The sequence below is a fragment of the Bacillus sonorensis NBRC 101234 = KCTC 13918 genome (genome assembly GCF_001592005.1).
Lineage (GTDB): Bacteria > Bacillota > Bacilli > Bacillales > Bacillaceae > Bacillus > Bacillus sonorensis.
On record NZ_BCVZ01000003.1, the window covers coordinates 197,523 to 223,642 of the forward strand.

Here is a 26,120-nt window from a genome sequence, read left to right on the forward strand (position 1 = left end):
TAAACTCCTTTAATCTGTTTAATCTTCATACTACTAAATTCGCTCTCATTTGACAACAGATTGGTCTGATCCGCCCTCTTTAAATTCCTGGTAGCGGCGGTGAACGGTTGCTTTGGAAATGCTGTAGCCAAAACCTCTTAGAACCGCTGCAATCTCGGCAAACGTCAGCTTGTTTTCCCTCAGCCTGATGATTTCCGACAACGGGGCTTCTATCCGCTCCCTGCCGGTTCCTTCATGCTGATTTCTCAAGTTTTTCTCCGGACGGTATCCGTTTTCGACCGCTTTTTTCATGCCCCTTTTTATTTTCAGATTATGGATCTTCCGCTGATATTCTTCCACAATGCCGACAATCTCCAAAACCATTGAGTCTGCTTCTGAAAGTTCCAGCTGTCCCCTGTGGGCCAATGTGTAGATTTGGACACCTTCTTTATATAAACAGTGAAGCAGCGCGATTTTTGCATTGCCTCTGCCGAGCCGCGTGTCATCCTGGATTAAAACGGCGTCGACATCAGACGTTTTTATCTCTTCAAGCAAATCGAGGACGCCGTCGCGATCCAGCTCATATCCGCTCGCCTGTTCGGAAATGACTTTCAAAATGGTCATCCCGTGCTCGGCGGCAAGCATTGCAAGCTCTTCTTCCTGCCGTTTTAAGGAGGTCTCCTGCTGTTCTTTCGCCGTGCTCACCCTGGTGTATATAATCGCATTCACGGAAATCCCCCCCATTCCTGTTACTCTACCACAGCCAGCTGATATTGGTCAGAGTGCTGCTTGGTTACCGGCACGACTAAAACATCGCCGGGTTGGATAACGGATGTCGGCAAATCGTTTTGTTCGGCAACCCACTCGATGAATTTTTGCCTGTCGGCGGCTTTTCCTCCTTGAATGCGGTCTGCCAGCCCCCATAACGAATCCCCTTCTTGAACTTCTATTTTAACATATTGCTTGTTTTCTTCGATCTTAGCGGCAAAAGACATAAACAGAATACAAATGCTAATCCCGACGGTAAAGAGACTAACGAAAATGAATGATTCTTTTTTCAAATCGATCACCTCAAACAGAATATTTGTTCGCTTTTAGTGACTTCAGTATACATACGAACAAATGTTTCTGTCAATCGTTTTTTTCGAACCTATGTTTGTACTCAAAGGAAAAACATGCTATAATCTAGCTAAAATCGACGTTTTGAGGTGCAAAACATGACGAAGCTATCAAAAAGACAACTTGATATTTTGCGTTTCATAAAGGAAGAAGTGAAGCGCAAAGGCTATCCGCCTTCCGTGAGGGAGATTGGCGAAGCGGTCGGCCTGGCATCAAGTTCAACCGTACACGGCCATTTGGCAAGGCTTGAAACAAAGGGGCTGATCAGAAGGGACCCGACAAAGCCGAGAGCGATTGAAATCCTGGACACTGAAGAAGAAGTCCACATTCCGAAAAACCAGGTTGTCAATGTTCCCGTCATCGGAAAGGTGACGGCCGGAACACCGATTACCGCCGTCGAAAATATCGAGGAGTACTTTCCGCTTCCGGATCGCCTGGCTCCGCCGGACGAGCATGTTTTCATGCTGGAGATTATGGGGGAAAGCATGATAGACGCAGGAATATTGGATAAAGACTATGTGATTGTGAAACAGCAGAACACGGCAAACAACGGTGACATCGTCGTCGCCATGACCGAGGACGATGAAGCGACCGTCAAACGGTTTTTCAAGGAAGCGAACCATATCCGCCTGCAGCCGGAGAACCCGACGATGGAGCCGATCATTCTGCAAAATGTAACCATTCTCGGAAAAGTGATCGGCGTTTTCCGCACCGTCCATTAAAAGGGGAAGCTCTTCTTGCTGCCGGTTATTCCGGCAGCTTTTTTGCATAAAAAAATCAGGTTCATATCCGGACCCGTTTTGGGAGGATGAACCTGAAAAGAGGAATTCATAATATGCTTACAACATCATTATCTCCGATATCATATTTCCAGTCAACAAAAAAGTTGCATAAAGGAAACTTTTTTTAGGCTTCGCCGGAACTGCCGGCCCCGGAACCTGCCCTTGCCATCTAGCTCAGCATGTCCCGCCGATCTCTCCCGATAGTGAATGTTTGGCACTCCAGTTGTGAATGAAATATGGAGAAATGTCTCTTCTGCCCGTCTTGCCCGCTATTTAATCATGACAAGCGCGATCCCGTATCCTTTTTCAAGGCTGTAAGGAGCGGTTATTTTCATCACTTTCCAAGAACCTGCGCCAGCCCTTGTCCCGATTCCGTTAAGCGCCTTGATGTAATCGCCTTGTTGTACCGTGCCGTCAATCCGTACATACTGCCGTCCCAAAAGGCCAACGACATGCCATTGGTCTCCGGCAGCCCGCAGAAAACGGCTCGCTTCCAGAGTTTCATCAAAGTCGGGATTTATTTTCGGGATGCGAATCGTCTCCCCTGTTTCTTCATCAATCGCGTTCTCTTCAATCAATCCGCCGAATTCGTTCGTCAAATAGCGTTCCTGCCGGGCGAACCCCAATTCTCCCGAAATAAAAGCGACCGTTTCCGAAATAACCCCCAGCATGTCATCCCCTGCTTGGGCCGGTGCGATTTTTTCTCCTCTTAACGCCACAATGGTGCCTGTTTCGATGAGCTGCCCGTTTTCACTTTCAAAATACTCTCCGTATCCGGTTAAGGAAGACCTGACAGAACCCGCAAATGTTCCATTCCCGTAAAGGGAATCCAGAAGCCATTTAATTGACTGGTATCCCCCGGCTACTGTGTACGGCTCTTCAAGCGTAATGCTTTCAGAGGACAGTATCGTTCTGGATACGCTGTTTCCTTTAATATGAGAGTTGTTTGAAGCGGTGATAAAGGCGCGGGAGCCCTCTGTGCTGGAACCGCCTGAAGACCCGATGACGGCATTTCTTTCGCCTTTGGCCGTAATATCGCCTGTTCCTGCGATGACGGCGCTTGATGGCTCAAACGCAAAGCCTGAGGTGGTGGCAATTTGCGCTCCGCCCTTTAAGCTGACGGGTACCTGCTGGTAGGTTTGCCCTTTAATGGATGCAGCCGCATCATACCCCTCTGCGAGAACGCCGACGACCACGGCCTGGCTGTTCGGTGTCTGAATTCCTACTGTACCGCCATCGGCTATCATCGTTCCATTCATAATATTGACATTATAAAGCCCGCCGCCAATCGAGATTCCTTTTGGAGCGGAATGATAAATATCGAAGTTTGAAATTTTGACATGATCGGTTTTATTTGCCCCGCCTGACAGATTGATATCGACGCCGGCCTTTTTAAATCCGCGGATTTTGATGCCGTTGATCGTGATGTTTTGACTGCGGTACTGCAAGGCTACCACCGGATTGCCTCCATAGTCGTATTCCGGATTGCCGATCGCTGTGAATCCGCTTACATAAACATTCTTATATGCTGAAATAACGAGTGCCCTTGGCGTTATGCCATCATACAGCGAGTTAAAGACCGGTTCGACAGCCGTGCAATCAATAAGCGTGACATCGTACGCTGTGGTGCTTTCAGGATCTGTAGCCTGATGATGGCCGATATGGCGAAGGTCAAATGCACGGGTATCGCGGTATGAGACATGCCCGATAATATGGACGTTTTGAGAAGCCGGCCACATGTCGTGCGCTTTGACCTCAACCCCGCGGATGTTTCCGCTTGTAACATTATTCAAAAGCCAGACATGCTTGGAACCGTCGTCAATTTCTATCCCATTGGAGTTGGACGCCCCTTCGGCATGCTCTGTCCCGCGCGGATTTGCCGAATGACAGTTTGAAATAAAAATGTATTCGCTGTAATGCGTTGTGATCCCGTCATCACCCGCGCCATATGCCACACAATTATCGATCCAAATATATTTCGAGCCGTCCTTTGTCCAGTCGGTTTCAGGAGAATGATCATATGTCGGCGACGTAATGTCAATGCCGTGAAGACCTGCATTGACGGCTTCGACATCTTTGATCCAGCCGAACTCCACTTTGGCAAGCGTTAAACAGCTTGAATACTGCCCGCCGGGATTTCTTACCCCGCCTTGCCTGTCCGGATTCCAGTCCAATGTCATCCCCTGGACGAAAATATTTCGGTTCCCATTTTGATAATCATCATTTGTGATCACCCATTCATATGCGGGTGCATCTTCATGAAGTTTAATGACAGTTACGCCTTTTCCTTGTCCGACAAAATACGTCCAGGACGGAAGCTTGATTCCCTGAACGAGATATACGCCTGCCGGAACGTTTATTTTGACGTGTCCATTGCCAATCGCTTTGCGAAACGCTTCTGTATTATCTCTTCCATCGGCAACGGCTCCAAAATCTTCGACATTTACCTCCCGGGTGATTTTGCTGAGAAGCTTTTCATATTCCTTGTCAAGCCGCTCTTTTAACACCGAGGTGATCTCGCCTTCAGCCGTCACCCTTGCATCTGTTACTTCAACGCTTTGAGAAGTCCCTGCATGCTGTATAAGATTATCCATCCTTGCTTTGAGCTGCTCCATTTCTGTAGGTGCAAAGGAATCCTCATCAATACGAGTCCGCAATCCCGCATGTAGAGACAGATCAGAAGGTTTCTTGAAATTGACCATTAAAAGACACCCCTTTCTTATAATATAAGCGTTGAAATGTGGGCGGAAAAACCGCGGTCTTTCATTACAGGATCAGTAATTTCCGCCTTCTTTTTCAAAGTTATAATTAGCCGTCCATGGTCAAAACTCCTCTGCCAAACATGATGATTCGTAAAAAAAGATGGAGAACCATTTATGGTCCCCCATCCTTTCATGTAAAACCTGCAATTTTTTCCTCGCTGCAATTCCTCCCGGAGTCTGTAAAAAAGCGGAATGACCGCCCCTTTTCATACTGCCACTTCAAATGTCAGCTTTTCACCGTGCTTATAATCGATCAATTTAAAATCATCAATCGTAAAATCATAAAAATCTTTTACATCCGGATTGATCCAAAGTTTTGGCGCTTCATGCTGCTCGCGCTTCAGCTGAATGCGCAAATGATCAATATGGCGGGTGTAGATGTGGCAGTCGCCGATATTAAAAATATACTCCCCAAGCTCGTAGCCGAGCACTTGGGCAATCATCCGCTGCAGCACATTATATTGAAACACATTGAACGGATTCCCCAAAGCCATATCATTGCTCCTTGCTCTTACTTCCAATGATAGTTTTCCTTCCTTAACATACCATTGCGTTTCATACACGCAAGGCGTCAGCGCCATCTCATCCAAATCATCCGGATTCCACAGCATTGTGATATGTCTGCGTGACGACGGATTGTGCTTTAATTGATGGAGCAAATAATCGACCTGATCTACTTTTTGGCCGTTTAGCGCTCTGTTTTTCTTTGCCAATTGATACCCGTATGCCGCACCGATCGTGCCGTCCTTCAGTCTCCACTGGTCCCAAATATGTACACCCATATCATTCAGCACTTGCACGTCATTGGATTTAAGCTGCCAGATCCACAGCAATTCTTTAATCGCCGTTTTCCATGCCACTTTTTTCGTTGTCAAAATCGGAACCTCTGAATTATCAAAACGCATTTTCTGGCTCATGACGCTCAAAGTATGGGCCGGTGTGCCGTCTGAATCCCACCTTGTCCGCACATCATACTCTTTATCAGAAATGCCGTTGTCCATAATGTTTTGAATGATTGCGTTGTATTGCTGATCATAGTGGCTCATGATATCCTCTCCTCTTCTTCTCTTTCCAAATGATATGAATAAAATGAGTTTTTTTCAATAGAAAAATCTTACGTGAATAAGTTGAACTTATAAATTTCCAAAGCTTCACGCAAAACATGTTTGTCATATCCGGCCATATGATGAATGTTTTCAACCCATCCCTCTATTGTATCCGGAGCCGGTTCATTGACTATTCCCCGGCTTGTGCTCAACCAGCTGCTCCAGTCGCAGAACTCCCAATGCGCGGTTTCATCTTGATACGGGACCCTGCACTCCAATAACGGCTCTCGATTGAATGTACGTTGCGAATATTCGGCGGCTTCTAAAAAAAGCTTCATCTCAACAGGTTCAGGGTTATAGCCTTGTTTTGACGTTTTTCCGTTCGGCCTGTGGTAGACGACTTCAATATGGCTGTGGACAGGCGTGATTTGAACCTGTGCAGCCGGAAAAAAGCCGCTCAGCTTCTCGTTTGTATAGTCTTCACTCTCAATATCCACTAAAATCGGCTGCAGCCACTGGTCTCCTAAATCGCATAAAAACCGCCGTCCTCTTTCATCGAGTGCGATCACCGCTGCATGCGCATCTTCCGTTTTGAAATGATGGCCGATCGGATAAGCTTCAATCCCCTCTTTGCTAAATTCATCAAGCAGCCAAATCGCGAGGTCGAAACAATTGCCTGAAATGCCGAATTGCCGGTAATGCTCTTTCATCAAAGATACCTCGCGCTGCTTCCGATTCCCGGCCTGCTGATAAAACCACGCTTTTGTCAACGTTTCCATCGGAAAACGGTCAAATTTCCGCCATGTCGAAAGGATGTTTTTCGAAGCCTGCATTCGATCACTCCTCTGTTTTTATTCGAACGCGAAAAAACCCTTAGTCAATAAGGGATTTTTCATAGAAAACTTATTTCTCATCCTTTGGGAGCTGGATTAAAGCATTTGAACCCGTAGCCTTCGGCATTTTTCCGTCCCACTTTTGTATCCATTGGTACTGAATCATTTCGTCAGACATTGATTTTTTGATAATGTCATTATACTCGGCAATACCTTCTGCTTCGATCTTTTTCTTTTTCGCTTCCGCTTCGGCTATCTTGAGTTCTGTCTGCGTTCTTTCCAGCTCCTGTGATGATTTGACGCGTGCGTCAATCGCTTCTTGTGTTGCCTTGTCAGGCTTTGGTACGCCCAGGGTTAAATCGTCAATGACAAAACCGAGCCTTTTCATATCATCGGCAAACGTTTTTTGCACCTCAGCGGCGGCATCAGATGACTTTTGTCCGTACGTATCAATGACTGAGTATTTTGAAATCGATTTTCTCGCCGCGTCCCACAGTCTTGTTTTCAGATAGCTGTTCTCAATTGATTGGATATCGACGGCTCCGAATTTATTAAACAATTCCACGACTTTATCAGGCTGAACGACATAGTTATAGGCAATGTCCATAGAAATGTTTTTTCCGTCAGAGGTGGCCACCTGGATATCCTGGTTGTTTACCGTCTGCATTCTGACCGGGTACTCTGTCACCTTGTCAAACAGTCCGACGAAATGCCACCCTTGATCAAGTGTTTCTGATTTGACGCCGCCGTTTGGAGAGTATACAACGCCAACGTAGCCGTTTGGTATTTTTTCGATAAATAACGATGCCAGGAATCCCCCTGCAATCAAGGCAATGCCAACGATTATTCCGCCAAGCAATGCTTTGCTTTTATTCTTTTTCGTTTGTTGTTCTTTCATCCGTGTCATCCTCCAGTGTTTTCTTGATTTTACTTGCCCCTCTTCCGATTTTTTGAAAAAGCGGACTTAGCATAAGCCATACTCCAAACCCGATGATGAACAGCAAAATGATCGAACCAATCATAACTTTCATGTTTCTCCCCCCTTGAGTTTAGAATGCAGTATGACTTTTCATCCTGCTTATATTTACGTTCATATGAACTTAAAGTTTCATTTTTTTAAAATATAAGAGAAAATGTGCCGTCTGGAGGATTGCTGAAAGCTTTAGAGAATTTATAGCAAAGCCCCCCTAAATTGCTGCTTTTCGGGCAGAGTGACGAATATTTCAATAAGGAGGAATCCCATGATGCTTAAAAAAGGCGTTTATATCATAACCGGACTTATGGCCTCAGGAAAATCTACGATTGCGCAGATGCTGGCAGAACAATTTGATCAGGGAGTCCATGTACGCGGAGATATATTTCGGAAAATGATTGTAACAGGAGGAATCGACATGGCGCCTGAAAGCCCTCAAGCCGCGGTAGAACAATTGAGGCTTCGCTACCATATAGCGGCAAAAGTTGCAGACATGTACTACAAAAGCGGATTTGCAGTTGTGCTGCAGGATGTTTACTTGGGAAAAGAGGTCTATTCTTTTCTTGACCTGTTTGAAGCAAAGCCGCTGTACTTCATTACGCTGAATCCAAAAATTGACGTTTTGTTGAAGAGAGAGAAAAAGCGCAGTAAAACAGGCTACATTATCTGGGAAGTTGAAGCGCTTGATAACATCATGAAAAATGAAAATCCGAGAATAGGGCTTTGGATCGATTCATCTGATTTGACGCCTGAAGAAACGCTGAATGACATTATCAAACGGGCAGAATCTGAGGCGCGCCTTGTATGACACGCTGATGACCCGGGGAATTCTGAGACAATGCAAGGCTGCAGACAAAGTCAGCAGCCTCTTGACAAGCGCCGGCTGTTCAAAACATTGGTTATGTATTGAAGATTTTATTTTTTATTTGTGAATAAATGGTTGGATTGAGCAAATAGATGATGGATTGCAGCTGTTCCTGTTTGTTGATCGAGGGATCTGCGTGATTCTGATGATTATAGCCGCTAAAAATCGCGATCATCGTCGATGCCATTACTCTTGGAGGAATCTGGGTTTGAACGATGCCTTCCTTCTGCAGCTGCTCGATCAGCACAACAAAAAACTCTCTCCATTGTTCATATAATAGTGCGACCTTCTTCTGGATTTCAGGATATCTGTGACTGTTTGCCATAAATTCCATAAATAAAGCTGTCGTATGCTCTTTATTCGTTTTTTGAATCAATTGCTCGATACCTGTTAACAGTCCCCTTAAAGTCTTCTTCCGAAAGCATTTCATGCTGATCTGAAAGCGTTCTTCCATTTGCTCGTTCACAATATGTAAAAATAACGTCTCTTTAGACTTAAAGTACAAATAAAATGTGGCTTTCGAATAACCGGCTTCCTTCATGATTTCATCAACAGAGGTTGCCGAATAGCCATTTTGAGCAAACAAACGGCAGCCCGCATCTATGATTTTTCGGACCGTATTCAGTGTATTCTTTTTCATTAAGCTGTCCTCTCTTTTCTGATTGAAAGTGAATGGGTATGTATTTAGAAAAGCAATAAGCGTTAAGCACCATTCCATTTTTGATAGAATCATAACTGTAAAAAACGCTTAATGACTACGATACGCCAACAGCCTGGACAGACGCTCTTTTATCAAGCATAGCAGTGTCAAGCGAACTACGCCAAGTGACATAAGCCCGTTATCTCCAATGAATTGAACAAGGCCAAACGGTATGTAAATTTATGCTTGAAGGTACTTCTTGACGACGAATTTCTCCCTTGTTTTGTTTTAATAAAATTCCCGGCATCCATTCTAACATTTAATGCTAAAAAATGCATATATATTCTAATTTATTTAATGAAACATTTCAGTCTTTTATAGGAATTGATAAAATGATCCGGGTCACCGTTGACCTCATAGGCGAAGACCCCTTGATTTGTATGGAGATAAAGCAGACCGGCGTCGGTGAACGGCCTGTATGACATATCATTGATATTTTCCAAATCAAATTGATGGCTTGCGCTTTGGACTCGATCTTTGTATAAACGGAGACAGTGCTGTGTTTTCACATATTTTTGCTGATTGTATTTGATGATCTTTTCTGTTTTATGATAAGAAATAACGGAAATGACGCTTTGCTCTTCCTTCACCTTGTTAGACCTCCATATTCAGGACAGACTGATCGGTATCCCGGCTTTTGACTACATGTTATCTGTTTCATAGACAAAGGTAAAGTCGCGATCTCCGTCAAAAAAGCACCGTTGAAGCATAATGAACCGCTTTTAAAACTACGCAATTGGATGTCGATGGATTTTATATAACATCTATCCTTTTGTGTATGGCGAATCCTCTATAGCCGGATGGTTTCCGCAGTGTGACAGGTGCCAAAGGGCTCTCCTGTTTGGGAAAGCACCTCTTCCCTTATGTTGCTGTCGTCGTGCAACGCCTTCGTCCACCATATTGCTCGCATGACGGGCGGTTTTCTGGCGCTGAGATGATCAAGAGATTTACCGGAACGGAAAAATCGATACTTTCGCCGCTTTAAGTCTGTTTCATCAATACCCATTTGTCGTTACCACAAACTTACTTTTATAGCCGATTGCGCTGCCGGAAAAAAGCGGTCAGCCGTTTTTTCGTTCGTTTCCCGGTAGTCTGCGGGCTCCCTCCTTTCATTGATTTTGAACATGAATGGTCCGTTTTCTATATTTTTCTTTTACCCCAAAACATGTCTGTCCTATTTTGTACATCGGAAGTAAAATGGATTTCTTTAACAAATGAAACATAAAAAAAGCATACATATGTACGCTTTATTTTTCCTGCAGCCGCGGTTTTGCAGGATCGCACGCTGGCTTTTCCGTATTTGTCGATTCAGCGATTTTCATTAAATAATAGCATTCTTCCCTCGCCATATGGTCTGCCATCAGGGCTGAAAAAGTCCCAAGCATTTGATCGGTCAACTCCAATTCCTCTATCTCATGTAAAAAAGTACGGAACAATTCGATCTCAAGCTTGATGTCTTCGTTCATTTTTCTGAGGGCTGGAAATGATTCAACATTGGCTCTAAGGTAGCCTGTCAGCTCCACAGATTTCAGATAAAAAAGTTCAAAGTGCTTCACAAAACCCCGGCTTTGTTTTTTCAGCCGTTTTTCAACCGCGTCGAGATCGTCGCTGATCGCCCCCGCATGTCCCGCTGCATCCATCAGCCACAGCATATGATGGTGCAATTCATGAAAAATGGGCGGGACTTCCCGCTTTTTCAGATATTTAATGACAAGTAAATACTCCTCGAGTTCATTTACCATATGATTGATAAATGTTGGTGAAAGGTGAATCCTAATATCGCCTGTTAAGTGCCTTCTAATCAGAGAAAGCTTGAATTTTCTGAAGCTGAGGGTATATTCCTCCGCTTCCAATGTGAGCGAATACAAATCGGCAGAAGTATTTACTTTCTTCAACAGCACATCAAACGTTTGCTTGAACCGCTTCGCCTGCTGAATGTCATCCTTTTCTTTTTCCGCCAAAGAATCAAGAATAAAACGGGCATGATCCCCCAAAACCTGAAGCCAGAATTTGTGTTCAAAGACTGCCGTTTCCTGAAATGTTTTCAAGACCGCGCCTCCCTTTCATAACCATTCTTCATTATGGCTATTCGCCGTCGGCTTGAATTATGATCAACGCAAGCTGTGATTCTATTAATTAATAGAGGTGTGGAGGCGGCGTGTCATGAATATAAGGCGGAGCTGGTCTTAAAACGGGTTTTTTGGCAAGCGGCTGCGGATGTTCTACATATGAAACACCCCTTCGCCATCTATGCTTCGGCCCTTTGCCCATCTTCCAGCGGCACTTTCATTTCCTCTGGAGAAATTAAATAAAACACGGGACACTTCTCTTTTCTCAAGATTTCTAGGGAAGGTGCTGGAAACGACGACATTTTCTTTTGCTTCTAATTCTTTAATCGCCAGTTCCCCAAATTGGCCCCCTAAAATTTCTTGGAGCTTTTTGGCGAACAAGGCATCGGGCTTGTCGGATTTTGCATGATACTGCAATTCTTTAATATGAAAAACATAGGAACCGCTCCTTTCCCGATACCTTATGAGAAAGAAAAAAACAGGTGTATGTCTGATGGGTCTGATTGTACAGAAGGAGCCTTGGTACACAAGTCCTTGAAGCCGGCAAAGCGGCGAAACCGGCCTGGGCAGACATTCTAAAGAGCAAACATTAAAGCGGTAAAGCCTTCCGATTTTCATGATTTGTCTTGCAATAGCTCAACTATCCACTGATTCAGCTGCCGGGTTGACATTTCTCCTTCATAAGCGCGCTCGACCGTGCCGTCAGAATGAATAAAAAAGGTTGTCGGCAGATTAAGCAGCTCCCAGGAACGGAATACCTCTGCTCTCTTGTCCATAGCCACAGGAAAGGTCAAGCCGTAACGATCCAAAAAACTCCTCACCGCCACATCTGATTCCTGGACATTTACGCCGATGATTTCAAAATCGTCTCCTTTATAGCGCTCATATGCTTTCTGAATGGCCGGCATCTCTCTTTTGCATGGTTCACACCAGGAACCCCAAAAATTCACGACAACCGCCTTGCCTTTAAAATGTTTCAGCTCGATTTCCCCGCCGTTTACCCGCGGCAATGTAAAATTCGGGGCGGGCTGATGAAGTTCAGTGCTTTTCCCCCGGTCATCGTTCATCGCAAATTGCTGATAAAGAGCAAACCCTGCGGCCGAACATAACACGATGAAAATGATCATTCTGAACAAGCATCTCTTCTGTCTTTTCATCTGTATTCTCCTTTGACTCCCGCATGATCACGGATACAGCTCCCATAATACTTAGATACGGCCGGGGTGAATTCCTTTATACTGCACAAAAAACTATGCTATATATGGCAAATATTTTACGGAACCATTTCCCTCCTCTATTCGTATTTATCATTATAAAGGAGGAGATGCTAATGAAAGAATATGAATTTGTAAGAGTCGAACTAAGCGCATTCAACAAAAAACCAAAAGAAGATTACCAACAAATCATTCACGATTACGCACAAAAAGGATGGAGGTTTGTTCAAATCTTCGCGCCCGGCATTTCCGGATATGGAACAGCAGCTTATTTTGATCTGATCTTTGAAAGGGACGCCTAGTCAAGATGACTGGGCTTTCATTCTTTTTCAGAACCGGCTCTGTGTGGCCCCCTAAAAACTAGATATATAAATGCTCACGATTTATTTTGTTTTATGGCTAAAAATTCGTTTTGAAAAATGCACATTCTGATGGCATTATGGTAAAAGCCGTCCACGAAAAACTCGTCTTGCAGCTCGCTTTCGATTGAAAAACCGGATTTTTTATAAAGATGAATCGCTTTTTTGTTTTCTTCATCGACGATTAAATAAAGCTTATGCAAATTTAAAACCGAAAACGCGTAATTCATCGCCAAATAAGTGGCATCAAACGAATAGCCATTGCCTTGATGCTCCGGATCGATGATGATTTGAAACTCCGCTCTCCGATGAATATAATCAATCTCGACCAGCTCAACCAATCCGATCATCTCTGTGCCTTTTTGCACGATAAAGCGCCGTTCACTTTGGTCATGAATATGCTTATCAAACAAATCCTGCAATTCCACAAACGTCTCATACGGCTCCTCAAACCAATAAGACATGATCTTCGCATCATTATTGAGACGGTGGACAAACGGCAAATCCTCTCTTTCCAACGGACGCAATTTCAGCTGATAATCCATGTACATATCCTCCTCTATTAAGATGTAAGCCGGAGCCCAATGACCCCGACGATAATAAGACAAAGGGAAATCAATTGCGGGACACGGAACCGCTCCTTGAACCAAAGAAAGCTGACGGCTGTCACGCCGATGCTCCCTACTCCGGTCCAGACGGCATAAGCCACGCCGGAAGGAAGAGCCTGCATAGCTTTTGAAAGGCAATAAAACGATAGAGCAAAGCCCAGCGTCATGACAATGATCGGCCATTTCTTTCTCATGCCATCAATATATTTCATCGCTATGGCCGCAATCACTTCCTCAATACCGGCAATGAATAATAAAAACCACGCCATTACTGTTCACCTCTGGATTGAATGTTTTTTTCTTTAGTGAATAGCTTCATTCCGATAATCCCGGCCAGCAGCAAACCTAAAAAGAAAATCTGTCCTCCTGAAAAAGGTTCCCCAAAAAAGATTCCTGCTGCATATGTGCCAACCGTGCCAATTCCGACAAAGACGGTGTAAGCCGAAGCCATCGGTATTGTTTTGTAAGAACAAATTAACAAAATAAAGCTGACGGCAATCAAAACAAGGATGATTAACCAATCAGAGAACGTATCCGCATGTTTAAGAGCGGTGGCCCAAATCACTTCAAGAAAACCCGCGATGAAAACAAGCAGCCAGCTCAAACAAAACACCCCCATGATATGAATGAATGTCAGTCATTTTTAGGCCATAAAAAATGAACGGTGCATACCCGTCATTTTTTATGTAAAACTAAGCTCCTTTTGAGAAATGTAAAAATTTCATTCTTGAATGCTTCCAGATCTTCATCTTTTTCAGCCCCAATGTAGTACCGTTCAGCTGTATTTTCAACAAAATTAATAATCGTTCTGGCCGTCCATCTTACATTAATATCACGAATAATGTCACCGTTCTCAGCGGCTTTTTTGATGATTTCCTCAAGCCAGGAATAATACGGCTGATAAATCGCTTCCCACTTTTCCATTGAGTGATCGATCGCAAGACCGGAATAGCAAAGAACGATAATATCCTTATGAACGTTGGTTATATGAAAGGTTTCATCAATTAAAATCTCTAAAACCCTCCAGAAATGCTCTGTGCCGTCAATTTTGCCTTTAATTTGCTCCAGAGTATGTGTCAGAAGATTTTCGGCAATCGCCGGTATCAAAGCATTTTTTGAGGAGAAGTATAAATAAAAGGTCCCTTGTGCGGTCCCTGCCCGTTTCACAATATCTGAAATGGAGGCCTTATCCAACCCTTTTTCAGAAATGACTTCAATGGCCGCATGCAGAATTTTTTCATATTTCCCCGACGTTTGTTTTGGCATATTGAAGACCTCCCTAAAAATGAATGACTCTCATTCATTTTAGCGGATCAATTTTTTCGTGTCAACAGAGGCTTGAGCCGTTTTGCTGAACGTTGAAACGGTCTTCGATGAATGAAAATCCACAACCGTATTCTATGATACTGTCTTGTCACTAAATGAAATAACCGAGCGAATCCGGCGGGTGGATTGATGTTAATTGCCCTTTGCCAGCAAAGAAAAACTCCTTGCAGCGCCTATTTGGTATGCATGCAGATGTCTGTTATCGACGCAACTCAATCGACAAGACAACCTAATTCAAGGTTGTCTTGCGTTGAAAAAAGCCCCTGTATTCCATTACGTTTCCATTCTTTCAGCAGCTTTAAATGCTGCACTTTCGTATTGGACGTTGGTCGTGCCGATAATCCCTGTGATTCCCAAAAAAACAACTGCATAAATGAAAATTTTAGACTTCAAGCAACAATTCACCCCGCTGAATTTTTATTCGTGCGTCAATCGCCTTGCGGTAAAACTCGTTTGCGCCCATTAATTCCCGCTTGCTGGACAGAAAGTCCCCGATAAAAACGCCGTACCATTCCATATCAGGATACATGTTTGTTTTTTCGAAGTATTGAAATGTTTCCCGTAAAAGGTCTAAATTCGGAGATAAGTAAAGACCTTTAACCATTTTTAGTTTTTCGAGCACGGTTTCCTCTCTGCATTGTTTCGCTAACTTCTTTGACTTTTTATAAAATTCCTTGGCATTTTCCAGATTATTTTGTTTCCCTTCATTAAACGCCATCATAAACAACGTTCTTGCCTGATAGTTCAAATTTTCAGGCTCTTGAATGTCAAGTGATTTTTTGTAATAAAGGGAAGCATTGGAATATTCTTCAAGCTTATCATAACATAATCCAACATTAAAAAGCGCTTTGCGGATCAAATAATTTTCGCCAAGTTTCTCGGCATCTTCTAATGCTTGCTTCGCGTGCTTTAACGCTTCTTCATTGCGCATATTATCGAGCCAGTTTCCTGAAATGACAAACTGACAGTGAACCTGTCTGCCGCCATAGCTGGGGTCGTTGCGGTAAATATGATAGGCGCGTCTGGCGTAATGCATCGAAAAGTATGTCTGCTTCATATGGTAAAAGACTTCAGACATCTTAAAGTAAAATTCAGCTTTCTCCACTTCTTCCCCTTCGATAGAATCGAGTTCTTGCTCCGCTATTCTGTAGAAATTCAAACAATGAATCAGTTCTTTTTGCCTGAAATAGTACATTCCCATAAAGAAATGATAATAATATTCAAGCTTCCCATTTAAGTTCTTGCTTCTTCTCGTTGTCTTCAGCTCTTCATATCGCTTTTCAATATCCCTCTTCACATCTGGATAGAGGTAGTCAAGCATCAGTTCGTGGCGGAATTCCAGAAGGGAAAAATAAAGGAGCACATCTTGATTTTCTTCCATCAGTGCTATTTCTTTTTTAACTTCCTCTTTTCGTTCTTCAGCTGTCTTCACCCAATTATTTTTAATAGCGACATACCAATGATTCATTTTCGTTGCTACCCAATCATAAGGAATCACCATTTCATTGGACAAGTTTCAAACCCCTTCCGTTGGGATAAATGATAAAAATGAAATTGTTTCATCCCGTATCTTTTGGACTTGTTCAATATCGTGTGAAACTTTACCGCACGCACTCTTTAAGCAACTCCCAAATATTTATTGATGTTTATTATATTATACGATATTTTCAGAATCTTAAGAATATGTAATGCAAATAAATGATTTTCTTACATTTTTACGCTTCCCTCTTTTTCCCTTATCAAGTCTGAGCGCTGTGACCGACAAAGTTTTGTAAATGTTAACACCCCTATCCCTGCAAGGATTTCAACCAGCCCTCCAAAAGCAATTACTTTTCCCGCTCCAAAAATTTCCGCTGCGTAGCCTGAGATTAACGCCCCCAACGGAATCATGACATACGAGATCGTTCTGATAACGGCAAATACTTGCGGCTGATCATCATCATCAACCGATATTTGAATAATCGTATGTTCAGGGACATTGATTGCACTGATTGTTGCTCCAAGAGTAAAAGCCGCTAAGAATACAAGCAGCAAGATTGAATTCATTCCGGTCAAGAAAAATGCTACGCCCTCTACCATTCCGGCTGCGACAAACAGCAGCCCATATCGATTCACTTTTACTTTTGTCAAAATATATCCCATCAAAAATGCTCCTGCGGCTGTTAAGATCCTCATGATGGAATGAACCATCGGCCCCTCGTTTAAATCTTCGGCAATATAGACTGCAGCCAATGCTTCCCATGGAGCGGAACCTATATTTAAAAAAATGCAATAGACCGCAAGCGGAAACAAAATATGATGCTGCCGGACAAGAGCAAATCCCCTTTTTAATTTCTTCAAATATGTACCCTGCTGTTTAGGGCCCCCGGCTTTCGCTTCTTCAGCTTTTGTATGGTACGTAATCAAAAGAACCAGAAAGGCCGACATCATGTAGAGCGGAAGGATGATCAGCATTGTATAGGCTGCGCCGATCACAACGATCATAGCGCCGCAAAGCGTCACAGCAGCCAGTTTTACAATTTGACCCGAAGACTGGATCACTGCATTCGCCTTTTGAATGAGATCCTCTTTCACAATTTTCGGAATGATGGAAACAGATGCAGGGTCATATGAAGCTCCTGTGGCTGAATGAATAAGCATGAGTAAGATGATAAACCACAGCGGAGAAAAGCCATTAAAATAGCATATTGGAATCACCAGCATGATGAATGCCCTTGTCAGATCAGAAAAAAACATCCAGAACTTTAGTGCGGCTGTGTTCATCAGCGGCGTGATGATTGGCCCTATAACGGCCTGAGGAAGAAAAGTGACAGCTATTAAAAAAGCAGTACCGAGAGCCCCTTTGCCATCCAGAATCAAAAACCACAGAATCGTATTAAACGCCAAGGTATCTGCCGTTATCTTTACCATTTTTGAATAAAAAAGAAACGTGAAGTATTTTGCCAAACCGTGTTTGTCCCATCCATTTCTCCGAAATCCCCCTTACAAAAATCCCTCATTTTTACAATAGCTATCTATTAAGGTATCCTATTTTTGGTTTGCAAGTCAATAAGTGCATGAAGGACTTTTACATTCTCTCGTTATAGTAAGAGCCTTCTCACATGATTGCTTTATCAGCAATATAGACATGGCGTTATATTCCATTCGTGAAATATAACAAGACTAAAAATGTGTTTATTCATCTAAATGGAAAACGAAACGTATGGCTTGACAAACGGCAAGCCTTGATTTCCCATGTCTTCCAATGATATGATTCGTGGTGAACATATTCATTTTAACGGTCCGACTTATGAAACAATGTCCGGCAGCTAAAACACCGTATAATCACAAATGGCTGGTACATGAATGGAGCAGGGGAGGTTCAGATACATACAATATAGCTGAAAAATTCGGGTTTAAAGAAGGTGGAATACATATGAAGTTTAACAAAGCCGGTTTTTTGGGGGCTCTTTTTATTTTTTTCTCTTTCATCATATCAATATATTTTATCTTTTATACTGATGCTTTAATACCTGCAGGGTATGATTTAGCGATTGACGGAATCGTCATCTCCAGAACTTTAATGATCGCTCTGACTTTATACTTAGCCTCAAAATTAGGATACTTCCTTCTTAACAAAAAAGATTAACTGATTCATTGAAAGCCGGTTGCAGCTTTGTTAATAATCTGTGGTAACCGCTTTCCCCCTTTCAAGCTTTTGCTGCTATGTATGGCCTATATATGATAACCTGTCCTTTTCATCCGCTGTAAAAAGGAATGACATTTAATGATGGATATGATTAAAAAAATCATTGCCGGTTTTTTCATCTGCCATATAACGTTTTTAAGTCTCATCTATTTACATCTTTTTCGGCTGGGAGTACTTAATGAATGGGACGATACGTTCATCTATGCATTCATGATATTTTCTTACATACCAGTCATGGCTCTATTGGAGTACTTTATGTTTTATATCTTTATCAACATGCTTCATTTGCGATTTTCCATAAGAATAGCCACAGTGTCTGTATTAACGGTTCTGGTTAATAGTGTCATTCTTTATTTCCAATCAAAAGAAATGATAATAGCGGGTATAACGGCCATAAGCACTCTCATGATGTGTACGGCCCTGCCTTTTATAAACAGAAAAAAACGCACCGAAACAAAGAACTAAAGGAGTACAGCTGAAACATGAACAAAAAAGATTTACCCTTCAAAAAATTGGATTTGAAGTCTAAGTTAAGCGTCATCATTGGCATCGGTCTGATTCTCTTTGTGGCTGTTGCAATCACCGCGTTTTTTATCTTTTTTGGCGTCACCGGATTTTTCAGGCTATTTGGTGTTTCTTATGAATCGAACACCTCCATCGTGATCTTTATTCTTCTTTGCTTTTTAGTCGGCGCGTTTTTTGAATTTATTGAAAAAATACTGGTCGTTATGGTCTCTCTATCTTTTGATAACAGAGCTTTATATCTTTCTCTAACATTTACAATCCATTTTTTTATGAATTTGATCACATTTCACATTGTAGACAGGATCATGTCCAGCATTTTTATACCTGCACACGTTCTTTTAGCCGCCTCAGCCTTGATTGCTTTCATTGAAGTGGTGTTTGATAAAAAACACGCTAAATCTCATTAAAAACAATTTTATATTTATGGCACGATGTTGCCGGCTGCTTTGTAAATCTCATACCATTCCTCACGGGTCAGCTTGATTTCAGAACCCTTGCACGCATCCTTCATTCTCTTCATTTTCGTCGTACCGAGCACCACTTGAATATCAGCCGGATGAGTTGTAATCCAAGCAACAGCGATTGCCGTGTTTGGCACATCATATTTTCTAGCAATTTGCTCAATCACTTCATTTAGTTTTGGGAATTTTTCATGATCTCCCAAAAACGGCCCTTTAAAAAAGCCGGTTTGGAAGGGCGACCATGCTTGTACCGTAATATCATGCAGACGGCAATATTCCAATATACTGCTGTCGCGGTTAATCGCTTGATCTGCTCCCATATTTAAAGCAATTCCCGCATCAATCAGCGGTGTATGGGCAATGCTGAATTGGAGCTGGTTTACCACCACTTTATGCCGAATATACTTTTCCAGTAATTGAATCTGTGCCGGATTGTGGTTTGATACGCCAAAATACCTTACCTTTCCGCTGGCATGAAGCTCATCAAACGCCTCGGCAACCTCCTCCGGATCCATCAACGGGTCGGGACGATGAAGCAAAAGAATATCCAGATAATCCGTTTTTAATCGATTTAAACTATTGTTGGCGGAATCAATAATATGCTCTTTTGAAAAATCATAGTAATTTTTTGCGGAGTTGATGCCGCATTTTGTTTGCAGAACCATTTTCTCGCGTATACCGGCGTTCATTTGAACCGCTTTCGCAAAATGTTCCTCACATTGGCCGACAAATTCGGATCCATAAATATCTGCATGATCAAAAAAGTTAATGTTCTCCTCCATCGCTGTACGAATAAGCTTTTCAGCAGCAGATACAGACAGCTCAGTTAAACGCATATTTCCCATTATCAGATTTGACACTTGCAAATCGGTATTAGCTATCCTGTTGTATTTCACTTAAAATACCTCCTTTTGAGATGTGCTGGTAAGAATTGCTGTTCACTCCTAGTATTCGATACGGGCACCCTCTCCTCCTTGGAAAAACTGGTGAATAAAGATTATAAGTTTATTTTTGAAACCCCTTATATATGATCTATACAATAACTCGTGATTAACATAGGATGAACTATGACTTCAAGGAGGTGAACTACATGAGCGGAGGTTACGGAACAGGTTTTGCGTTAATTGTTGTTTTGTTCATTCTCTTGATCATCGTCGGAGCCAGCTGGGTTGGCGGCGGATTTTATTAATCGTCATTCCCCAACTCCTATTTGAGAAGTGCAGGAATAACATGTCGGTACACGGTAAGCAAAAGTGTTATCACTGCACTCTCAAACCACTGTCAGAAAAAAATGCTTTTCCCTGATTTATTTACTCCTCCCCATGTTATTGAATGACGTAATAAAAGGCCCTTTTTAAGGGTCTTTTCTCTTTACAGCTGTTTCAGCGGGTAAGAATCGTCGCATGCAGTTTCAGTTACAGATGACCCGGAATGGCAGTTTCCATAAGTGCTGCCTGTCCCAAAAAACCCTCAGCCATTAGACGGTTCTTTAAAATAAAAAACTGGTATGAATTCGATTAAATATCGTCATCACACCAGCCAATATGTAAAATTGCTTCTATTATCTGATTCAACTGTAAAAACCAATTAGAAATTATTTAAACCAAGCTTTTCCTAAGTTATTCATAAAGTTTTTATCGTTAAAAGGAACGTTTGCTTTTCCGAAATCTGTTGTATTTAGTGCATTCCTTGCAGCAGGAGTTAAATCATCCCAGCCGATTAACGGCTGAGTGCCACCTACAACACGATCGCTCATCATCAATTCATGGTTGAGCGGCCACGTGCTGTCATAGGCAATCAAAGGATGAGTGCCATCTTTCATGTTGGTTCCGCTAGGAGCTGCATTTGTAAATTTTCCGTGGCCTGAATATGCAACCGATAAAGCTTTTGGATTTTGATTTGCCGGATTATCAACCCATACGACGATTCCTTCCCAGTCGTGTCTATGACCTAATCCAGGCGAAGCTTCATCTTTAGGAAAATACCAGGAATACATAATAGCCCAAACTCCATTGTACCAGGCAGAGCGCGTATATACTTGTCCAGTATTTTTGCTGCAATGTCCTTCAGGCGCTCCAGTAGGCTCCAACCCTCCACTTGTGTTGCCTTGCGCATCGACTGCAGGAAATGGCACACATCCGCTGTACACCTTCAAATATGGCTGAAAACGTTTTGCTGCTTTTTGAGAAACGGTTGAAGGGGCTACTTCTTTGAATCCTACCACTTTGTCATGATCAATGACACCTGCATTTGCAGTTGGAACCAGGCTGGCAGATGAAAAAAATGACAGTAACAGTGCGGCACATACAATTTTCTTCATTTTTTTACCTCCTCTTCCTTTATAAGATTGATTGTATGTAAGGGGCATGCTTTGTCAATTGCATCATTTGTACTATTTTTCAAGGATGGATGTGATTCGATTTATAAAAGGAATCCCCAGGTTAAAAACTGGAGACTCCTCCTTTTCTCAATATTTTCTTAAACGATAGCACGATAAATAAAAGAGAGACGATCATTTCTGATCATCTCTCTTTTAATTTCCAACCGATGCACTGCATTTCTTATCGATAAACAAGACCGCCATCAGTCAGTATAGCCTGGCCGGTTATATAATCTGAATCATCTGAAGCCAAGAAAGATACTAAATTAGCGACATCTTCAGGTGTTTGATATCTTTTGAGCGCAATTTCTGAAGAGAACTTTTCAAAAGCTTCCCCCGGCTTTAAGTCATCACTGTACTTAACCATTTCTTCATCGATTCTGTCCCACATTTTTGTTTTTGCAACACCTGGACAGTATGCATTTACGGTTATTTTATATTTAGCCAACTCTTTAGCGGCTGAATGTGTGAAAGATTTTACGGCATGCTTAGTTGCAGAATATGTGCCAAGCATTTCAAATGATTCGTGGCCTGCTATACTGCAGGCATTAATGATTTTTCCTTTTGTTTCTTGCTTAATGAATTGTTCTGCCGCTGCCTGAGTGCCAAATACCACACCATTCACATTAATGTTAAACAATCTGTTGAGCTGTTCTTCTGTAATTTCCAAAAACGGCGAAACCGCATCGATCCCCGCATTGTTCACAAAAACATCTAAACGGCCAAATGCAGCGACTGCTTTTTTCACTAAATTGAACTGGTCTTCTCGTTTAGATACATCCCCTTTAACACCGATAACACGAAAATTTTTTTCTTCAAATTCTGAAACCGTTTTGTTTAGCAGTGCTTCATTTATATCATGCAGCACAACACGAAAACCATCCTTGCATAGCCTCTCAGCTATGCCTTTCCCTAATCCGCCTGCAGAACCTGTAACGATTGCTACCTTGTTCATAAACATTCCCCTTTTGCGAAAAAATTAGTGTGTTCATCTCTTTCAGTATAGCAAAATCGATGTCAATTTTGTTTGCAGACGCATGGGGCGCTTAATTAAATGTAGTTTGAATGACTGATTTTGCAGAGAGGAAAACCTTAAGAATCAGCATGACTAAATACTTGTTTAACCTTATAAAAAATTGCAGCAAGATATAAAATTGCAATAAACACTAACACTCCAGTGCCAAAATCAGTTTTCGACACTAAATAAAGGCTTATCACACCGAAAATAATGTACATTACAATATCAAAAACACTTTTCTTGTTGTTCATGAGGCTCCCCCATTTAGAATTGACTGCAACCCTAGGATTCTACAATATTACTTTGGATCATTATTTACCACTAACCCTATCATATTTCTTTTTTGTCATACATAAAAAATCAAAAAATTGAGTCAATGTTCCTGATGGATGCTTTGAGTTCTTTTTCTTATGTTTGCTTCTATTCCAAATTTAAACAAGGAAAGGAAGTGATCAGCTGTCAAAAGCAGCTCCATACAACCTTACTGAACAAGCGAAGTTTAAAAAAGAAAAGGCATCCTAACGGATGTCTCTTTATAGTGATATCTATATTAAGATTAGCCTTTCGAAACACAAAACAAACAATTTTTAAATTTCCCAATCCGGATTCCAGACTACCTCCCATAGATGGCCATCAGGGTCTTGGAAATATCCAGAATAGCCGCCCCAGAAAGTATCGTGTGGCGGAACTGTTATAGCGGCACCTGCTTTCTTCGCCCGTGCCATGACCTCATCTACTTCCTCTTTGCTTCCAACATTATGCCCTATCGTAAATTCTGTTGGGCTTGGCGCTGTCTTTTTAAGCTTAGTGTCATGGGCGATATCATCCCTCTTCCAAATTGCAAGCCTGAGGCCTGCTTGTAAATCGAAAAAAGCAACAGCACCATGTTCAAACTCTTTTCCAACAATACCGTCTGTGGAAAGCCCTAATCCATCGCGGTAGAAATGAAGTGATTTTTCCAAATCTTCTACTCCCAGTGTTATCACTGTAATTCTTGGTTTCAAAATATAGCCCCCCCAAAAAGATTTTTTCGCATCAGAAAAAAGAAGTCTCTTTAATTGCCCAAATCAGTTTGAAAAAGCTCGTTTTATCACTTTCTAATTGAACCACTGATGAAAAGCTCATCTACTGTGGTATCCAATACAGAGGCTATGTCAAACGCTAATTGTAAAGTAGGGTCGTATTTATCATTTTCAATTGCATTTATTGTTTGTCTGGATACCTTACAGAGTTTAGCCAGTTCTTCCTGGGATAATTTAGCTGATTTTCTTAATTTCTTAATGTGATTTTCCATTTAATCACCATATTTTTTCCTGTAAATTAGTAATGTTACCAGGTATATAATTAAAATCACCGTCAGAAACATTATCGGCGAAATTCCATAACCATTATAAGAAGTATTCCCCTGAATAGTTAGATAAATTGACTGTGCAACTTCTAAAATCAGCATACCTGTAACTACGATAAATACATATGATTGAGCTTTCGTGTTGATAAACTTCCTTCTTTCATCACCCTTTTGAGAAAATGGTGCAGCAAAAATCAAAATTCCGCAAACTAATAATATGACTGAATACACAATTTTAACCCAATCCATTTTTTAGTTTTCCTCCTTATTAAAAATGTAAAAAGTATTTGACACTTATTATTGTAGCAATAGCTTCAAAAATGTCAAATACTTTTTACACTATAAATTTTTTTTATACAATTATAACTAAAAACAACAATCTTTTAGAAAACAGCCTAAAATAAGATTCAGCCTTTTCTGTTCGGTCACTTTCGATCGCTTCGATTTCCATTTCAGCCCTTCTGTAGCAATTCAATGAGAATACAAGCTCTTTTTGTCTGAAGTAGTACATTCCCATAAAAAATGATAATAATATTCAAGCATTCCGTTGAGATCTTCGTTCCCACTTTGTTTCCTTCAGCTTTTTGTATTGCTTATCGTTGTATCAGCAGTTGGATAAAGTTCTCCCAGCATAAGCTGATGACGGAACTCCAACAACGAAAAATAAACAAGAGCATCTTGATTTTCTTCCATCATTGCTATTTCTTGCTCCACCTCTTCTTTTGCTTTTTCTGCAGCAGCACGCCTGTTATTCTTGATAAGGAATCACGCTTTCAGTAGCCACTTCTTAACCCCCTCTCGTTAAATGAAGCAAAGCGATGAAAAGATGCCCTTCTTGATAAGAAAATTAATATTATCTCTCTTTAAAACTCTAAATATTCTATATACAGAAAAATATATTCCATATACTCAGCTATTAAAGCGCCCAGAGGAATCATCACATATGAAATCATGCTTATAATAGCGTATACTTGGGGTTGATCTTCATCAGCAACCGATATTTGTATGCTCAGGGACATTGATGGCATTAATTGTCGCTCCTAATACAAAGGCTGCAATAAAAACCAGAAGCAAAAGTGAGTTCATGCCTGTAATGAAAAATGCTGTTCCCTCAACTATTCCAGCGGCGACAAACAACTCCCCATATCGATTCACCTTGACTCTAGTTAAAATGAATCCCATAAAAAATGCACCGCCGGTTGTTAAAATTCTCATGATCGAATGAATAACCGCCCCTTGGTTTAACTCTTCCGATATGTAAACTTCTTCCGTTTATTCCTATGATGCAGATCTTAAATTTAAAAATACGCTAAAAATAGCCAACGGGAACAAAATCTGATGCCGCCTGCACAAGTGTAAACCCTCTTCTTCATTTCTTGAAGCGTGGTTCTTATGGCCTTGTTACATTTGTATTTGTGTTATCACATGTAAGAAAGCCCTTATTCAGAAGGGCTTTCATTCATTGCATTCGCTTTCGTTTTTCTATAAACATAGCGGCCGCGATATGTTTTTTCAACTTCAGGATGGAATCTCATCAACCCCTGCATAAAAGTTGTCATATTATTGATGGGTATACCCGTTTCTTTTTCAATTTCCTTTTGAAGCTCATAACCCCTTATTTCACCTTTTTGGTTCTGTAATATTTTTAATGCTGCTTCACGGTGTTTATAAGCCTTTGTTCCAGGTTTGGGTTTTCTCGGTTTTGAGATGGAATCATTTGATGAAGCCGGATGTTTTAATTTATTATTTTCAAAAGACTTTGCGGTTTCACTGACCAGCTCAATTAATGATTTTTTATTCATTTCGGGGGAATCACCCTGACTGTCTAATTCACGCAGCTTTGCATAAATTTCATTTCGCTCTGTTCGAAGTTCCCGCACGGCATTAATCTCAGCATCTTTGAGCTGTTCAAGTCTTAATCGGAGTGCTTCTCTTTCGTTGAACAACATTCCCATCTCCCAAAAATATTATTTTATTATAGTTTATAGCAATTTTTTAACTTTAACAATTGTTTTGTTAATTTATTTAAATGCAATAAGCTCCTTCTCACGACGGAAGTTGATTC

The 26,120-nt window shown here is 41.6% G+C and carries 33 protein-coding genes and 2 pseudogenes; 6 read left to right on the forward strand and 29 right to left on the reverse strand.

Features of this window, described 5'->3' with window-relative positions; translation table 11 throughout:
- Nucleotides 1–45: 45 nt before the first annotated feature.
- Both BTR1S_RS06325 and yneA read right to left on the reverse strand, forming a co-directional pair.
- The gene (locus tag BTR1S_RS06325) at nt 46–708 is read right to left on the reverse strand and encodes a YneB family resolvase-like protein (protein WP_029418876.1); all 663 of its coding nucleotides are present in this window, start codon (nt 706–708) and stop codon (nt 46–48) included.
- A gap of 20 nt (nt 709–728) precedes the next feature.
- A complete protein-coding gene (gene yneA / locus BTR1S_RS06330; protein WP_006637024.1) occupies nt 729–1,040 on the reverse strand; it encodes a cell division suppressor protein YneA in 312 nt (103 codons plus the stop codon).
- Between the two features lie 156 nt (nt 1,041–1,196).
- On the opposite strand from yneA, the gene lexA reads away from it, so the two are divergent.
- Entirely contained in the window at nt 1,197–1,820 is a 624-nt protein-coding gene (lexA, locus tag BTR1S_RS06335) for a transcriptional repressor LexA (RefSeq protein ID WP_029418877.1), read from the forward strand.
- Between the two features lie 329 nt (nt 1,821–2,149).
- On the opposite strand, the gene BTR1S_RS06340 is transcribed toward lexA, so the two are convergent.
- From BTR1S_RS06340 to BTR1S_RS22740, 5 genes are all read right to left on the reverse strand, one after another.
- Nucleotides 2,150–4,582: a peptidase G2 autoproteolytic cleavage domain-containing protein gene (locus tag BTR1S_RS06340; protein ID WP_029418878.1), complete on the reverse strand. Its 2,433-nt coding sequence runs from the start codon at nt 4,580–4,582 to the stop codon at nt 2,150–2,152.
- A 266-nt stretch (nt 4,583–4,848) separates the two neighbouring features.
- Entirely contained in the window at nt 4,849–5,688 is an 840-nt protein-coding gene (locus BTR1S_RS06345; protein ID WP_006637021.1) for a thymidylate synthase, read from the reverse strand.
- 68 nt (nt 5,689–5,756) lie between these two features.
- Nucleotides 5,757–6,521 carry a hypothetical protein gene (locus BTR1S_RS06350; RefSeq protein WP_006637020.1) on the reverse strand — a complete coding sequence of 255 codons (765 nt, stop codon included), beginning with the start codon at nt 6,519–6,521 and terminating at the stop codon, nt 5,757–5,759.
- A 70-nt stretch (nt 6,522–6,591) separates the two neighbouring features.
- Nucleotides 6,592–7,419: a prohibitin family protein gene (locus tag BTR1S_RS06355; protein ID WP_006637019.1), complete on the reverse strand. Its 828-nt coding sequence runs from the start codon at nt 7,417–7,419 to the stop codon at nt 6,592–6,594.
- On the reverse strand, nt 7,391–7,552 hold the full coding sequence (locus tag BTR1S_RS22740; protein ID WP_006637018.1) for a DUF8570 family protein: 162 nt from the start codon (nt 7,550–7,552) through the stop codon (nt 7,391–7,393). Before BTR1S_RS22740 ends, BTR1S_RS06355 begins: the two co-directional genes overlap by 29 nt.
- A gap of 210 nt (nt 7,553–7,762) precedes the next feature.
- On the opposite strand from BTR1S_RS22740, the gene BTR1S_RS06360 reads away from it, so the two are divergent.
- Nucleotides 7,763–8,302, forward strand: a complete 540-nt coding sequence (locus tag BTR1S_RS06360; RefSeq protein WP_029418879.1) for an AAA family ATPase — start codon at nt 7,763–7,765, stop codon at nt 8,300–8,302.
- Nucleotides 8,303–8,393: 91 nt separating this feature from the next.
- On the opposite strand, the gene BTR1S_RS06365 is transcribed toward BTR1S_RS06360, so the two are convergent.
- From BTR1S_RS06365 to resA, 6 genes and pseudogenes are all read right to left on the reverse strand, one after another.
- Nucleotides 8,394–8,999, reverse strand: a complete 606-nt coding sequence (locus BTR1S_RS06365) for a TetR/AcrR family transcriptional regulator (RefSeq protein WP_006637016.1) — start codon at nt 8,997–8,999, stop codon at nt 8,394–8,396.
- Between the two features lie 350 nt (nt 9,000–9,349).
- Nucleotides 9,350–9,649: a hypothetical protein gene (locus BTR1S_RS06370; RefSeq protein WP_006637015.1), complete on the reverse strand. Its 300-nt coding sequence runs from the start codon at nt 9,647–9,649 to the stop codon at nt 9,350–9,352.
- Nucleotides 9,650–10,306: 657 nt separating this feature from the next.
- Nucleotides 10,307–11,107 carry a DUF2935 domain-containing protein gene (locus BTR1S_RS06375; RefSeq protein ID WP_029418880.1) on the reverse strand — a complete coding sequence of 267 codons (801 nt, stop codon included), beginning with the start codon at nt 11,105–11,107 and terminating at the stop codon, nt 10,307–10,309.
- A gap of 88 nt (nt 11,108–11,195) precedes the next feature.
- A pseudogene (locus BTR1S_RS06380) lies at nt 11,196–11,458 on the reverse strand (manganese catalase family protein); the annotation flags it as partial.
- Nucleotides 11,459–11,500: 42 nt separating this feature from the next.
- Nucleotides 11,501–11,746, reverse strand: a pseudogene (locus tag BTR1S_RS23700) (hypothetical protein); the annotation flags it as partial.
- On the reverse strand, nt 11,743–12,285 hold the full coding sequence (gene resA, locus BTR1S_RS06385; RefSeq protein ID WP_006637012.1) for a thiol-disulfide oxidoreductase ResA: 543 nt from the start codon (nt 12,283–12,285) through the stop codon (nt 11,743–11,745). The gene resA and the pseudogene BTR1S_RS23700, both read right to left, overlap by 4 nt.
- Before the next feature lie 173 nt (nt 12,286–12,458).
- On the opposite strand from resA, the gene BTR1S_RS06390 reads away from it, so the two are divergent.
- Nucleotides 12,459–12,644 (forward strand): DUF4177 domain-containing protein, encoded by a 186-nt coding sequence (locus BTR1S_RS06390; protein WP_006637011.1) that lies wholly within the window; start codon nt 12,459–12,461, stop codon nt 12,642–12,644.
- A 74-nt stretch (nt 12,645–12,718) separates the two neighbouring features.
- Here the strand turns inward: BTR1S_RS06390 and speG are convergent, their stop codons facing one another.
- From speG to BTR1S_RS06420, 6 genes are all read right to left on the reverse strand, one after another.
- Nucleotides 12,719–13,246, reverse strand: a complete 528-nt coding sequence (speG, locus tag BTR1S_RS06395; RefSeq protein ID WP_006637010.1) for a spermidine N1-acetyltransferase — start codon at nt 13,244–13,246, stop codon at nt 12,719–12,721.
- A gap of 17 nt (nt 13,247–13,263) precedes the next feature.
- Nucleotides 13,264–13,578: a DMT family transporter gene (locus BTR1S_RS06400; RefSeq protein ID WP_006637009.1), complete on the reverse strand. Its 315-nt coding sequence runs from the start codon at nt 13,576–13,578 to the stop codon at nt 13,264–13,266.
- Nucleotides 13,578–13,913, reverse strand: a complete 336-nt coding sequence (locus BTR1S_RS06405; RefSeq protein WP_006637008.1) for a DMT family transporter — start codon at nt 13,911–13,913, stop codon at nt 13,578–13,580. Before BTR1S_RS06405 ends, BTR1S_RS06400 begins: the two co-directional genes overlap by 1 nt.
- Nucleotides 13,914–13,984: 71 nt before the next feature.
- Entirely contained in the window at nt 13,985–14,575 is a 591-nt protein-coding gene (locus BTR1S_RS06410; protein WP_006637007.1) for a TetR/AcrR family transcriptional regulator, read from the reverse strand.
- A gap of 442 nt (nt 14,576–15,017) precedes the next feature.
- Entirely contained in the window at nt 15,018–16,148 is a 1,131-nt protein-coding gene (locus tag BTR1S_RS06415; RefSeq protein ID WP_029418882.1) for a response regulator aspartate phosphatase, read from the reverse strand.
- Nucleotides 16,149–16,342: 194 nt separating this feature from the next.
- Nucleotides 16,343–17,581, reverse strand: coding sequence for an MFS transporter (locus tag BTR1S_RS06420; RefSeq protein WP_051397522.1), 1,239 nt, complete (start codon nt 17,579–17,581; stop codon nt 16,343–16,345).
- A 343-nt stretch (nt 17,582–17,924) separates the two neighbouring features.
- Between BTR1S_RS06420 and BTR1S_RS23705 the strand changes: the two genes are divergently transcribed.
- Both BTR1S_RS23705 and BTR1S_RS06435 read left to right on the forward strand, forming a co-directional pair.
- Complete coding sequence (locus tag BTR1S_RS23705; protein WP_373870216.1) at nt 17,925–18,263, forward strand: hypothetical protein; 339 nt, start codon at nt 17,925–17,927, stop codon at nt 18,261–18,263.
- Between the two features lie 542 nt (nt 18,264–18,805).
- Complete coding sequence (locus BTR1S_RS06435; protein ID WP_006637002.1) at nt 18,806–19,255, forward strand: YrvL family regulatory protein; 450 nt, start codon at nt 18,806–18,808, stop codon at nt 19,253–19,255.
- Nucleotides 19,256–19,269: 14 nt separating this feature from the next.
- Here BTR1S_RS06435 and BTR1S_RS06440 read toward each other — a convergent pair whose 3' ends face one another.
- The gene (locus tag BTR1S_RS06440; RefSeq protein ID WP_029418883.1) at nt 19,270–20,205 is read right to left on the reverse strand and encodes an aldo/keto reductase; all 936 of its coding nucleotides are present in this window, start codon (nt 20,203–20,205) and stop codon (nt 19,270–19,272) included.
- Between the two features lie 194 nt (nt 20,206–20,399).
- On the opposite strand from BTR1S_RS06440, the gene BTR1S_RS21695 reads away from it, so the two are divergent.
- Nucleotides 20,400–20,498, forward strand: coding sequence for a YjcZ family sporulation protein (locus tag BTR1S_RS21695; RefSeq protein WP_081605354.1), 99 nt, complete (start codon nt 20,400–20,402; stop codon nt 20,496–20,498).
- A gap of 405 nt (nt 20,499–20,903) precedes the next feature.
- On the opposite strand, the gene BTR1S_RS06445 is transcribed toward BTR1S_RS21695, so the two are convergent.
- From BTR1S_RS06445 to BTR1S_RS06475, 9 genes are all read right to left on the reverse strand, one after another.
- Nucleotides 20,904–21,629, reverse strand: coding sequence for an NPP1 family protein (locus tag BTR1S_RS06445; protein ID WP_029418884.1), 726 nt, complete (start codon nt 21,627–21,629; stop codon nt 20,904–20,906).
- Nucleotides 21,630–21,870: 241 nt separating this feature from the next.
- Complete coding sequence (locus tag BTR1S_RS06450) at nt 21,871–22,644, reverse strand: acetoin reductase (RefSeq protein ID WP_006636999.1); 774 nt, start codon at nt 22,642–22,644, stop codon at nt 21,871–21,873.
- Nucleotides 22,645–22,781: 137 nt separating this feature from the next.
- Nucleotides 22,782–22,958, reverse strand: a complete 177-nt coding sequence (locus tag BTR1S_RS22435; protein ID WP_006636998.1) for a hypothetical protein — start codon at nt 22,956–22,958, stop codon at nt 22,782–22,784.
- A 336-nt stretch (nt 22,959–23,294) separates the two neighbouring features.
- Nucleotides 23,295–23,711 (reverse strand): VOC family protein, encoded by a 417-nt coding sequence (locus BTR1S_RS06455; protein ID WP_006636997.1) that lies wholly within the window; start codon nt 23,709–23,711, stop codon nt 23,295–23,297.
- Between the two features lie 86 nt (nt 23,712–23,797).
- Nucleotides 23,798–24,001: a helix-turn-helix transcriptional regulator gene (locus BTR1S_RS06460; RefSeq protein WP_006636996.1), complete on the reverse strand. Its 204-nt coding sequence runs from the start codon at nt 23,999–24,001 to the stop codon at nt 23,798–23,800.
- Nucleotides 24,002–24,304, reverse strand: a complete 303-nt coding sequence (locus BTR1S_RS06465) for a hypothetical protein (protein WP_006636995.1) — start codon at nt 24,302–24,304, stop codon at nt 24,002–24,004.
- Nucleotides 24,305–24,631: 327 nt separating this feature from the next.
- On the reverse strand, nt 24,632–24,769 hold the full coding sequence (locus BTR1S_RS23115; protein ID WP_236835616.1) for a response regulator aspartate phosphatase: 138 nt from the start codon (nt 24,767–24,769) through the stop codon (nt 24,632–24,634).
- A 273-nt stretch (nt 24,770–25,042) separates the two neighbouring features.
- Entirely contained in the window at nt 25,043–25,270 is a 228-nt protein-coding gene (locus BTR1S_RS23120; protein WP_224254505.1) for a hypothetical protein, read from the reverse strand.
- 224 nt (nt 25,271–25,494) lie between these two features.
- Nucleotides 25,495–26,001: a Rok-like winged helix domain-containing protein gene (locus BTR1S_RS06475; protein WP_029418886.1), complete on the reverse strand. Its 507-nt coding sequence runs from the start codon at nt 25,999–26,001 to the stop codon at nt 25,495–25,497.
- Nucleotides 26,002–26,120: the final 119 nt, after the last annotated feature.

Coding starts and splice junctions, on each gene's coding strand:
- lexA (WP_029418877.1), top strand. CDS start 1,197: ATGACGAAGCTATCAAAAAGACAACTTGATATTTTGCGTTTCATAAAG.
- BTR1S_RS06340 (WP_029418878.1), bottom strand. CDS start 4,582: ATGGTCAATTTCAAGAAACCTTCTGATCTGTCTCTACATGCGGGATTG.
- BTR1S_RS06345 (WP_006637021.1), bottom strand. CDS start 5,688: ATGAGCCACTATGATCAGCAATACAACGCAATCATTCAAAACATTATG.
- BTR1S_RS06350 (WP_006637020.1), bottom strand. CDS start 6,521: ATGCAGGCTTCGAAAAACATCCTTTCGACATGGCGGAAATTTGACCGT.
- BTR1S_RS06355 (WP_006637019.1), bottom strand. CDS start 7,419: ATGAAAGAACAACAAACGAAAAAGAATAAAAGCAAAGCATTGCTTGGC.
- BTR1S_RS22740 (WP_006637018.1), bottom strand. CDS start 7,552: ATGAAAGTTATGATTGGTTCGATCATTTTGCTGTTCATCATCGGGTTT.
- BTR1S_RS06360 (WP_029418879.1), top strand. CDS start 7,763: ATGATGCTTAAAAAAGGCGTTTATATCATAACCGGACTTATGGCCTCA.
- BTR1S_RS06365 (WP_006637016.1), bottom strand. CDS start 8,999: ATGAAAAAGAATACACTGAATACGGTCCGAAAAATCATAGATGCGGGC.
- resA (WP_006637012.1), bottom strand. CDS start 12,285: ATGAAAAGACAGAAGAGATGCTTGTTCAGAATGATCATTTTCATCGTG.
- BTR1S_RS06390 (WP_006637011.1), top strand. CDS start 12,459: ATGAAAGAATATGAATTTGTAAGAGTCGAACTAAGCGCATTCAACAAA.
- speG (WP_006637010.1), bottom strand. CDS start 13,246: ATGGATTATCAGCTGAAATTGCGTCCGTTGGAAAGAGAGGATTTGCCG.
- BTR1S_RS06400 (WP_006637009.1), bottom strand. CDS start 13,578: ATGGCGTGGTTTTTATTATTCATTGCCGGTATTGAGGAAGTGATTGCG.
- BTR1S_RS06410 (WP_006637007.1), bottom strand. CDS start 14,575: ATGCCAAAACAAACGTCGGGGAAATATGAAAAAATTCTGCATGCGGCC.
- BTR1S_RS23705 (WP_373870216.1), top strand. CDS start 17,925: ATGAAACAATGTCCGGCAGCTAAAACACCGTATAATCACAAATGGCTG.
- BTR1S_RS06435 (WP_006637002.1), top strand. CDS start 18,806: ATGAACAAAAAAGATTTACCCTTCAAAAAATTGGATTTGAAGTCTAAG.
- BTR1S_RS21695 (WP_081605354.1), top strand. CDS start 20,400: ATGAGCGGAGGTTACGGAACAGGTTTTGCGTTAATTGTTGTTTTGTTC.
- BTR1S_RS06445 (WP_029418884.1), bottom strand. CDS start 21,629: ATGAAGAAAATTGTATGTGCCGCACTGTTACTGTCATTTTTTTCATCT.
- BTR1S_RS06450 (WP_006636999.1), bottom strand. CDS start 22,644: ATGAACAAGGTAGCAATCGTTACAGGTTCTGCAGGCGGATTAGGGAAA.
- BTR1S_RS22435 (WP_006636998.1), bottom strand. CDS start 22,958: ATGAACAACAAGAAAAGTGTTTTTGATATTGTAATGTACATTATTTTC.
- BTR1S_RS06460 (WP_006636996.1), bottom strand. CDS start 24,001: ATGGAAAATCACATTAAGAAATTAAGAAAATCAGCTAAATTATCCCAG.
- BTR1S_RS06465 (WP_006636995.1), bottom strand. CDS start 24,304: ATGGATTGGGTTAAAATTGTGTATTCAGTCATATTATTAGTTTGCGGA.
- BTR1S_RS23120 (WP_224254505.1), bottom strand. CDS start 25,270: ATGAGAATTTTAACAACCGGCGGTGCATTTTTTATGGGATTCATTTTA.